Genomic DNA, 1,444 nt, shown 5'->3' with positions numbered 1-1,444 from the left:
AGCACTACTTTGGCAGGTTTTTAGCGGCGGGCGAGTTTTTGGAATTCCCAAGAGAGAGTTTGCGTGATTCATAGGAGGTCGGCTTGTGGAGGGCCGATCAATGGATGTGGACTGGCAAGCCGATCTCGAGCACTGGCTTCAACCGTTTTTGGCAGGTCTTTCGCATCCAGCTCGGCGCCGGATGTGTCCGCTGTACATTGCTGGTCTGATCGGGCCGGGCGACCGTAAGAGCGTACAACCGATGGCCGCGCGAGCGGGCGATGTCGGCTACGATCAGCTTCATCATTTTGTCGCGGCAGGGGTTTGGGACAGCGCTCCGCTCGAGGCCGCCCTGCTGAAGGAGGCAGATCGCCTGGTCGGCGATGAGGCGGGTTTTCTCGTCATTGACGACACAGCGTTACCGAAGAAGGGACAACATTCGGTTGGTGTCGCGCCTCAATACGCATCGTCGCTTGGCAAGACGTCCAATTGCCAGTCACTGGTGTCGATGACCCTGGCCTCGCGCGAAGTGCCGGTGATGGTGGGCCTTCGGCTCTTCCTGCCCGAGACCTGGACGAATGATCCCGAGCGGATGATGCGGGCGCGCGTCCCGAAGGATCGACAGGTCGCTCTGACAAAGCCGGAGATCGCCATCGAAGAGATCGATCGTGTCATCGCCTCCGGCGCGCGTTTCGGCTGTGTGCTTGCCGACGCGGGCTACGGGTCGAGCAGCTCTTTTCGTCAGGCTTTGAGTGAGCGCGGTCTGCTGTGGGCGGTAGGACTATCGCGGCGCCAAAACGTCTATCCGGCCGATGTTGATCTGATCTTCCCGGTCGCGACCACCGGCAGGCGCCGCCAATATCACATCCCGGACCAGCCGCCGGTCTCTGCCGAGGTGATGCTGTCTGGTGAGAGATGGCACAAGATAAGCTGGCGGCGCGGCACTAAAGGTCGGCTGACATGCTTGTTTGCGGCTCGACGTGTCCGCGTTGCGGATGGTCATAAGCACCGCATGCTCGACAATCGCATGCAATGCATGCCAGGCGAGGAGGTCTGGCTCGTCGGCGAACGCCGGTCGACTGGCGAGCAAAAATACTATGTGTCGAACTTACCGGCCGATGCGAGCCTCAAGATGCTCGCCGCCACGATCAAGGCGAGGTGGGTCTGTGAGCAGGCACATCAGCAATTGAAGGAGGAACTCGGCCTCGACCACTTCGAAGGCCGATCATGGACTGGATTACATCGACACGCCTTGATGACCATGATCGCCTACGCCTTTCTCCAAGCCCGCCGCCTCAAAGCAGCGGGACGGAAAAAAAAGAGTCGGCGGACCACCGCCACAACCGAGCATGCCAGCTGTTAGACAAGCCATTCTTGACCTCTTCACGCGGCCGCCACCCCGCAGATGTCCTCACTGTGAGAAGCTGCTCGCAGACGCCATCAAACCTAAACTGCCAAAGTAGTG

At 60.0% G+C, this 1,444-nt stretch carries 1 pseudogene; it reads left to right on the top strand.

Going from position 1 to position 1,444, the window contains the following annotated elements:
* Positions 1–63 precede the first annotated feature (63 nt).
* Positions 64–1,342 (top strand): annotated as a pseudogene (locus tag ACWGTI_RS32435) (IS701 family transposase).
* Positions 1,343–1,444 lie beyond the last annotated feature (102 nt).

Source organism: Mesorhizobium sp. ArgA1, assembly GCF_053714375.1.
This window is presented reverse-complemented; position numbering and strand designations above follow the sequence as displayed.